The sequence below is a fragment of the Pseudodonghicola xiamenensis DSM 18339 genome, from assembly GCF_000429365.1.
GTDB classification, from domain to species: Bacteria; Pseudomonadota; Alphaproteobacteria; order Rhodobacterales; family Rhodobacteraceae; genus Pseudodonghicola; species Pseudodonghicola xiamenensis.
Genome location: NZ_KE386894.1, coordinates 57,688 through 64,055 on the forward strand (window position 1 = coordinate 57,688; position 6,368 = coordinate 64,055).

Below are 6,368 nucleotides of genomic sequence, written 5' to 3' on the forward strand. Positions count from 1 at the left end.
CGCGAGGTTTTCATGTCGCTGAATTTGATTGAAGACGCCTGGATCCCGGTGATCTGCATGGATGGGACCCGGCGGGTGATTGCCCCCTGGCAGATGGCGGATACGGCGATCCTGCGGCCCGACTGGCCGCGCCCGGATCTGAACCTGGCCTGCTATGAGCTGCTGATCGGGCTGCTGTTTCTGGCCGATCCGCCGCGGGATGTCGAGGATTGGGAGGATCGCCAGGACCCCGATCCGGCGCGGCTGAAGGCGCGGCTTGCGCCCTATGCGCCCGCCTTCAACCTGCTGGGAGAGGGGCCGAGGTTCTTGCAGGATCTGGAACCGCTGGAGGGCGCGCCGAATGCGGTGGACATGCTGTTCATCGACAGTGCCGGCGCCAGCACGGCGAAGAACAACGCCGACCTGATGGTGCATCGCGGCCGCTACGGCGCGCTCGATCTGCCGTTTGCGGCGATGGCGCTTTTTGCCTTCCAGGCCTTCGCGCCCTCGGGCGGGGCGGGCAACCGCACCTCGATGCGGGGGGGCGGGCCGCTGGTCACGCTGATCGACCCGCAAGCGGGCCTCTGGCCGCTGATCTGGGCGAACGTGCCCTACGGCGCGCCGGGAGAGGTTCAGGACCTGCCGTGGATGCGACCCACGCGGGTTTCCGACAAGGGGCTTGAGACCTTTCCGCCCGAGGGCAAGACCTATGGGGTTGAGGCATTCTTCGGGATGCCGCGCCGGTTGCGCCTGGTGGCGGAAGACGGGCAGATCGTTGGGGTGGTGCAGCGGCCCTGGGGCACGAATTACGCCAAATGGAAGCATCCGCTCAGCCCCTATTACCGGATGAAGCCGGGCGAGGAATGGCTGCCTGTGCATCCGCGTGCCGGGCGATTTGGCTATCGCAACTGGCTGGGCGTGATCGCCGGGTCGGCCACCAGCGAGACACGAGAGCTGGGCCTGATGCTGCGTGAACGCGGTGGCGCGGGCACGGTGGTGGTGGCGGGTTGGGCGATGGACAACATGAAGCCGCGCGATTTCATCTGGTCGGAGCAGCCGCTGCTGCGTCTCGAGCCCGAGGCCGAGTGGCGGCTTGAAGGGATGGTGCGCGCGGCTGAGGCGGCGGCGGTTGCCCTGCGCGGGGCGCTGGAGCCGGTCCTGGCGGGCGGCGAGGCCCGCGAGGCCGAGCGCGAGGCGTTCTTTGCCGCGACCGAGGGCGCATTCCGGCAGCGGGTCGATGCGATGATCGCGGGGGCGGATGTGTCCGCGCTCTGGCTGGCCGATCTGCGGGCGCAGGCGTTGACGCAGTTCGAGGCGCTGGCGCTGCCGGAGCTGGCCCTGCGCGACACCAAGCGGATGGAGCAGATCGTAGAGGCCCGCAAGTTTCTGGCCACGGCATTCAAAGGCTACGGCAAGCTGGGCAAAGAGATGTTCGGGCAACTGGGGCTTGAGGTTCCGGTGGCGAAAAAGGGGAAGGCGGCATGAGCGAGGATCACAAGAGTTTCGGCCAGACGGTGTTGGGCTGGTGGCGCGTCCATATCGGCGCCCGCGACAGCGCGCAGGCCCGTGCCTTGGCCGCCAGGCTGCGCCGTGCCGGGCCGGTGGAGGCGCTGAGCGAGCGGGCGGTGCAAGACCTGGCGCAGCAGATCCACGCCGGGCCCCGGCAGGCCGAAGCCTTGGCGCGTCTGGTGCGGCTTCTGGCCGAGATCCGCGAGCATGACAGCGCGCCCTTGGCACGGCGGCTGGGCGATGGCGTGCTGTCAGAACTGCGCTTCCAGCGGCTCATGCGGGCCGAGGGGGAGGAACGGGACGCGCTTTTGCGCCGGGCCATCGCGATGGCGGACCGGCGCTGTAATGTGGCGGCCCTGGCCACCGACCTTTGGCGCTGGGACGATGCGACCCGCATCCGCTGGTGCTTTCACTATTTCGGGGCCGAGGCCCCCTCCGACGCAGTCAAGGAGACGACCGAATGACGACCTTTGTGCAATTCCACCTGCTGACAAGCTACGGCCCCTCGAACCCGAACCGTGACGATCAGGGGCGTCCGAAGCAGGCGATGGTGGGCGGGGCGCCGCGGCTGCGGATGTCGTCGCAATCGGTGAAACGGGCGCTCAGGGAAAGCGCGTTTTTTGCGCTGGATTTGCAGGGCAATATGGGCGTGCGCACCAAGCGGCTTTATGAGCGTCTGCTCAGCAAGCTGATCGAGGGCGGCGCGTCCGACACCGCTGCGCGGGCCGCGGCCGAGCAGGTGGCGGCGATCTTCGGCAAGCTCGAGGCGCCCAAGAAGGGGGAAGAGGCCCGGGTTGCGATGACGCTGGCCTTCATTTCCCCCGAGGAATGGGCCCTGGCCGAAGAACTGGCCGCCAAGGCCGTCGCGGGCGAGGCCCTGCCAAAGGACAAGGATCTGAAGAAAATCGTCCTGCGCCATGCCGACGGGGCGGTCGATATCGCCATGTTCGGCCGGATGTTGGCGGACGATGCCGATTTCAACCGCGACGCCGCGGTGCAGGTGGCGCATGCGATCACCACCCACAGCGCCCAGCCCGAGGAAGACTGGTTTTCGGCGGTGGATGATCTGAACAAGGCCGAGGAGACCGGCGCCGGGCATCTGGGTGAAATCGCCTTCGGTTCGGGGGTGTTTTATCAATATGTCTGCGTGAACTGCGATCTCCTGATCGAGAACCTGAAGGGCGACAAGGAATTGGCGGCCAAGGGAATCGAGGCGCTGGCCCGGGCGCTGGCGCAGTCCACTCCACGCGGCAAGCAGAACACCTTCGCGCATCATCCGCGCGCGCATTACATCCTGGCCGAACGCGGGCTGCAGGCGCCGCGCGATCTGTCGGGGGCGTTCTTTGCTCCGGTCAAGGCTCAGCCCTGGCTGGAAACCTCGGTCACGGAACTGAAAACGACCCGGGAAGCGATCGACGCTGCCTATGGTCAGGTCTGGGATGCGGATTGCGAGCTGCACGTGGGGCAAGGCGGCACACTGGCGGAGATCGTGGAGTTTGCCGGTCGCGCGGTGCGGGAGGCGTGATGCAACCCTATCTGGTGTTTGGTCTCTCGGCCACGCTCGGGTCCATGGGCGAACTGGCCGGGCACGAAAGGCGCGGCTCGCTGGCCTGGCCTGCGCGCTCGGCAGTGCTGGGGCTTCTGGGTGCGGCGCTGGGGGTGCGGCGCGACGGGGATTTCTCAGCGCTCGACGCGCTGTCTCTGGCCGTTGCGGTGTTCGATGACGGCGCAGGGCTGCGTGACTATCATACGGTGGAGACCGTGCCCTCGGCGGCGGTGAAACGGCCGAACTCCCGCCCCGAGGCCTTGGCGCAGGCGCGGCGGCGCAGCAATACCACGATCACCCTGCGCGATTACCGCACAGGGGCGTTTTATGGAATCGCGGTCTGGGGCGGGGCGCTTGAACCGCTGCGCGCGGCCCTGCATGCGCCTCGGTTCACGCTCTATCTCGGGCGCAAATCCTGCCCGCTCAGCGCCCCGGTGGGGGCGCGGATCATCGAGGCGGACAGCCCCGAGGCGGCCCTGACACATCTGATTTTGCCGCCCTGGCGGCAGGGGGCGCGCGCCCGGGTCTTGTTGGAGGCAGCCGATCACGGTGAAGAGGTCCACGATCTGCCCGTGGATCGGGCGCGCTGGCATTTCGCCCCGCGCCATGTGGCACGGCGGGTGGTCGATATCGCACCAGACGGGGGGGCGGCATGACGCTGTATCTGACCCGGTTGCGGGTGTCGCGCAGGCCGTCCGCCCGGGCGGTGGCCGCGCTGATCTCGCCACGCGATGCCACCGCGCGCATTGATGCGCATCACAAGCTGGTCTGGGCCGCCTTTGCCGACGGGCCGGAGCGGGCACGGGATTTCCTGTGGCGGGAAGAGGATGATGGCAGCTTTCTGACGCTTTCGGCGCGCCCGCCGCTGCCGATGGATCTGTTCGAGCCCTTTGAGACCAAACCCTTCGCTCCGGTTCTGGCGCCGGGTGAGCGGCTGTCCTTCGCGCTACGGGCCAATGCCACGCGGGCCAGGCGCGGGGCGGGGCGGGTCGATGTGGTGATGGATGCGCTGCATGCGCGGCCGGTGGCCGAGCGCGCTGCGGCGCGCCCCGAGGTGGCGCAACAGGAAGGCGCGGCCTGGCTTGCGCGCCAGGGGGAAAGCGCGGGGTTCACGCCGCTTTCCGTGACGGTCGAAGGCTATGCCACCCATGCGCTGCCGGGCCATCGCGGGCCGCGCAAGGGGCAGCCTCAGTTCGGCATTCTCGATATGTCGGGGGTGCTGGAGGTGACCGATCCGGCAGCCTTCTGCGCTCAGCTTGCGCAGGGCTTCGGGCGGGCCAAGGCCTTTGGCTGCGGCTTGATGCTGATCCGCCGGGCACGATGAACGGGGGGGAGCTGCCTGGCCTTGCCCCGCCGCATCCGATCCCGCTGAAGGATCGCGCCTCGCTGGTCTTTGTCGAACGCGCCCAGCTTGATGTGCTGGATGGGGCCTTCGTGGCGGTGAATGCGGATGGTACCCGCACGCAGATCCCGGTGGGTGGGCTTGCGGGTATCATGCTGGAACCCGGGGCGCGCATTTCCCATGCGGCGATTGCCTTGGCGGCGCGGGTCGGAACCTTGATCACCTGGGTGGGCGAGGGCGGCGTGCGGCTTTATTCCGCCGGCCAGCCGGGCGGGGCGCGGTCGGATCGCCTGTTGTGGCAGGCCGCGATTGCGCTGGACGATACGGCGCGGCTGCGGGTGGTGCGCAAGATGTTCGCGATGCGCTTTGACGAGGAGGCGCCGCAGCGCCGCTCGATCGAGCAACTGCGCGGCATCGAGGGAGTGCGGGTGCGCGAAAGCTATGCCCTGCTGGCGCAGCAATATGGCGTGCCCTGGAAGCGCCGGTCCTACGACCCGACGGATTGGGCGGCGGGCGATGTGCCGAACCGGTGTCTTTCGGCCGCGACGGCCTGCCTGCATGGGTTGACGGAAGCCGCGGTTCTGGCCGCCGGATATGCGCCGGCAATCGGCATGCTGCACAGCGGCAAGCCCTTGTCCTTCGTCTATGACATCGCGGATCTCTACAAGATCAAGACCGTGGTGCCCGAAGCGTTCCGGATCGCCGGGCAGGCGGCCCGGGGCAAGCTTGAGATGACGCCCGACCGTGCCGTGCGTCTGGCCTGCCGCGACGTGTTCCGCCGCAGCGGCCTCTTGGGGCAGATCATCCCGGCCATCGAAGAGGTGCTCTCGGCGGGCGAGCTGCCGCGCCCCGAGCCACCTGCCGACAGCGTGGCCCCGGCTTTCCCGGATGCACCGCCCTCGGGCGATGCGGGGCATCGCTAGATGCTGGTGGTGGTGGTGGCCAATGCGCCCCCGCGACTGCGCGGGCGCCTCGCCGCCTGGCTGGTCGAGCTGCGGGCCGGGGTCTATGTCGGTGATTATTCCGCCCGCACGCGCCAGATGATCTGGGATCAGGTGCTGGCCGGGATCGACCGGGGCGATGCGGTGATGGTCTGGAAGGCGCCGACGGACCAGGGATATGATTTTCTCACCACCGGAAAAAATCGGCGCCTTCCGGTGGATTTCGACGGGCTGAAGCTGGTCAGTTTCTTTCCCGACAAGCGCGGCTGAGGGCCGGGAATTTTCGCCGAAAAAATCGGTACGTTCTTTGACATTGCAAAAAATGTGGTAGATCAATGCTCTACAGGAAGACTGTTCCCCGCACGCGCGGGGATGAACCGAAAGTCAGCACCAGCTACGGCGAGGTGGATGCCTGTTCCCCGCACGCGCGGGGATGAACCGGAGACCTGCCATGACTGACATCGTGAAGCAGCCTGTTCCCCGCACGCGCGGGGATGAACCGAAAGTCAGCACCAGCTACGGCGAGGTGGATGCCTGTTCCCCGCACGCGCGGGGATGAACCGGAGACCTGCCATGACTGACATCGTGAAGCAGCCTGTTCCCCGCACGCGCGGGGATGAACCGAAGGCCGGGCCGGGTCGGCACGGCGACGGGAACTGTTCCCCGCACGCGCGGGGATGAACCGGGTCAATCTCTGCCATATCGGCCTCCGGGGGACTGTTCCCCGCACGCGCGGGGATGAACCGACCATCAACGAAATGACCGCCGCGCTGAATGACTGTTCCCCGCACGCGCGGGGATGAACCGCCTGACACGGCTTCGGCCTTGGCCTGTTCCGCCTGTTCCCCGCACGCGCGGGGATGAACCGCGCCACGCTGATCGGGGCAGCCAACACGCTGACTGTTCCCCGCACGCGCGGGGATGAACCGCCTGACACGGCTTCGGCCTTGGCCTGTTCCGCCTGTTCCCCGCACGCGCGGGGATGAACCGCGCCACGCTGATCGGGGCAGCCAACACGCTGACTGTTCCCCGCACGCGCGGGGATGAACCG

Annotated in this window: 7 protein-coding genes and 1 CRISPR repeat array; all 7 genes read left to right on the forward strand. The window is 67.9% G+C overall.

The genetic code is table 11. The annotated features are described in order from the left end of the window. The first annotated feature begins 12 nt into the window (after positions 1 to 12). Genes casA through cas2e form a run of 7 tightly spaced genes read left to right on the forward strand, consistent with a single transcriptional unit; the run spans position 13 to position 5,587 of the window. Positions 13 to 1,464 (forward strand): type I-E CRISPR-associated protein Cse1/CasA, encoded by a 1,452-nt coding sequence (casA, locus tag G455_RS0122930; RefSeq protein ID WP_028095714.1) that lies wholly within the window; start codon positions 13 to 15, stop codon positions 1,462 to 1,464. Then, positions 1,461 to 1,952, forward strand: a complete 492-nt coding sequence (casB, locus tag G455_RS0122935; protein ID WP_028095715.1) for a type I-E CRISPR-associated protein Cse2/CasB — start codon at positions 1,461 to 1,463, stop codon at positions 1,950 to 1,952. Before casA ends, casB begins: the two co-directional genes overlap by 4 nt. Continuing rightward, positions 1,949 to 3,013, forward strand: a complete 1,065-nt coding sequence (gene cas7e, locus G455_RS0122940) for a type I-E CRISPR-associated protein Cas7/Cse4/CasC (RefSeq protein WP_028095716.1) — start codon at positions 1,949 to 1,951, stop codon at positions 3,011 to 3,013. Before casB ends, cas7e begins: the two co-directional genes overlap by 4 nt. Beyond that, the gene (cas5e, locus tag G455_RS25400) at positions 3,013 to 3,690 is read left to right on the forward strand and encodes a type I-E CRISPR-associated protein Cas5/CasD (protein WP_051312720.1); all 678 of its coding nucleotides are present in this window, start codon (positions 3,013 to 3,015) and stop codon (positions 3,688 to 3,690) included. The genes cas7e and cas5e overlap by 1 nt, the downstream gene beginning before the upstream one ends. Continuing rightward, a complete protein-coding gene (cas6e, locus tag G455_RS0122950; RefSeq protein WP_028095717.1) occupies positions 3,687 to 4,358 on the forward strand; it encodes a type I-E CRISPR-associated protein Cas6/Cse3/CasE in 672 nt (223 codons plus the stop codon). Before cas5e ends, cas6e begins: the two co-directional genes overlap by 4 nt. After that, on the forward strand, positions 4,355 to 5,299 hold the full coding sequence (cas1e, locus tag G455_RS0122955; protein WP_028095718.1) for a type I-E CRISPR-associated endonuclease Cas1e: 945 nt from the start codon (positions 4,355 to 4,357) through the stop codon (positions 5,297 to 5,299). Before cas6e ends, cas1e begins: the two co-directional genes overlap by 4 nt. Then, positions 5,300 to 5,587 carry a type I-E CRISPR-associated endoribonuclease Cas2e gene (gene cas2e / locus G455_RS0122960; protein ID WP_028095719.1) on the forward strand — a complete coding sequence of 96 codons (288 nt, stop codon included), beginning with the start codon at positions 5,300 to 5,302 and terminating at the stop codon, positions 5,585 to 5,587. An 81-nt stretch (positions 5,588 to 5,668) separates the two neighbouring features. Then, positions 5,669 to 6,368: direct repeats of the CRISPR family, unit length 29 nt; unit sequence CTGTTCCCCGCACGCGCGGGGATGAACCG.

What these genes read in the sequence shown, in the direction of transcription:
- casA (WP_028095714.1), top strand. Translation starts at nt 13, where the DNA reads ATGTCGCTGAATTTGATTGAAGACGCCTGGATCCCGGTGATCTGCATG.
- casB (WP_028095715.1), top strand. Translation starts at nt 1,461, where the DNA reads ATGAGCGAGGATCACAAGAGTTTCGGCCAGACGGTGTTGGGCTGGTGG.
- cas7e (WP_028095716.1), top strand. Translation starts at nt 1,949, where the DNA reads ATGACGACCTTTGTGCAATTCCACCTGCTGACAAGCTACGGCCCCTCG.
- cas5e (WP_051312720.1), top strand. Translation starts at nt 3,013, where the DNA reads ATGCAACCCTATCTGGTGTTTGGTCTCTCGGCCACGCTCGGGTCCATG.
- cas6e (WP_028095717.1), top strand. Translation starts at nt 3,687, where the DNA reads ATGACGCTGTATCTGACCCGGTTGCGGGTGTCGCGCAGGCCGTCCGCC.
- cas1e (WP_028095718.1), top strand. Translation starts at nt 4,355, where the DNA reads ATGAACGGGGGGGAGCTGCCTGGCCTTGCCCCGCCGCATCCGATCCCG.
- cas2e (WP_028095719.1), top strand. Translation starts at nt 5,300, where the DNA reads ATGCTGGTGGTGGTGGTGGCCAATGCGCCCCCGCGACTGCGCGGGCGC.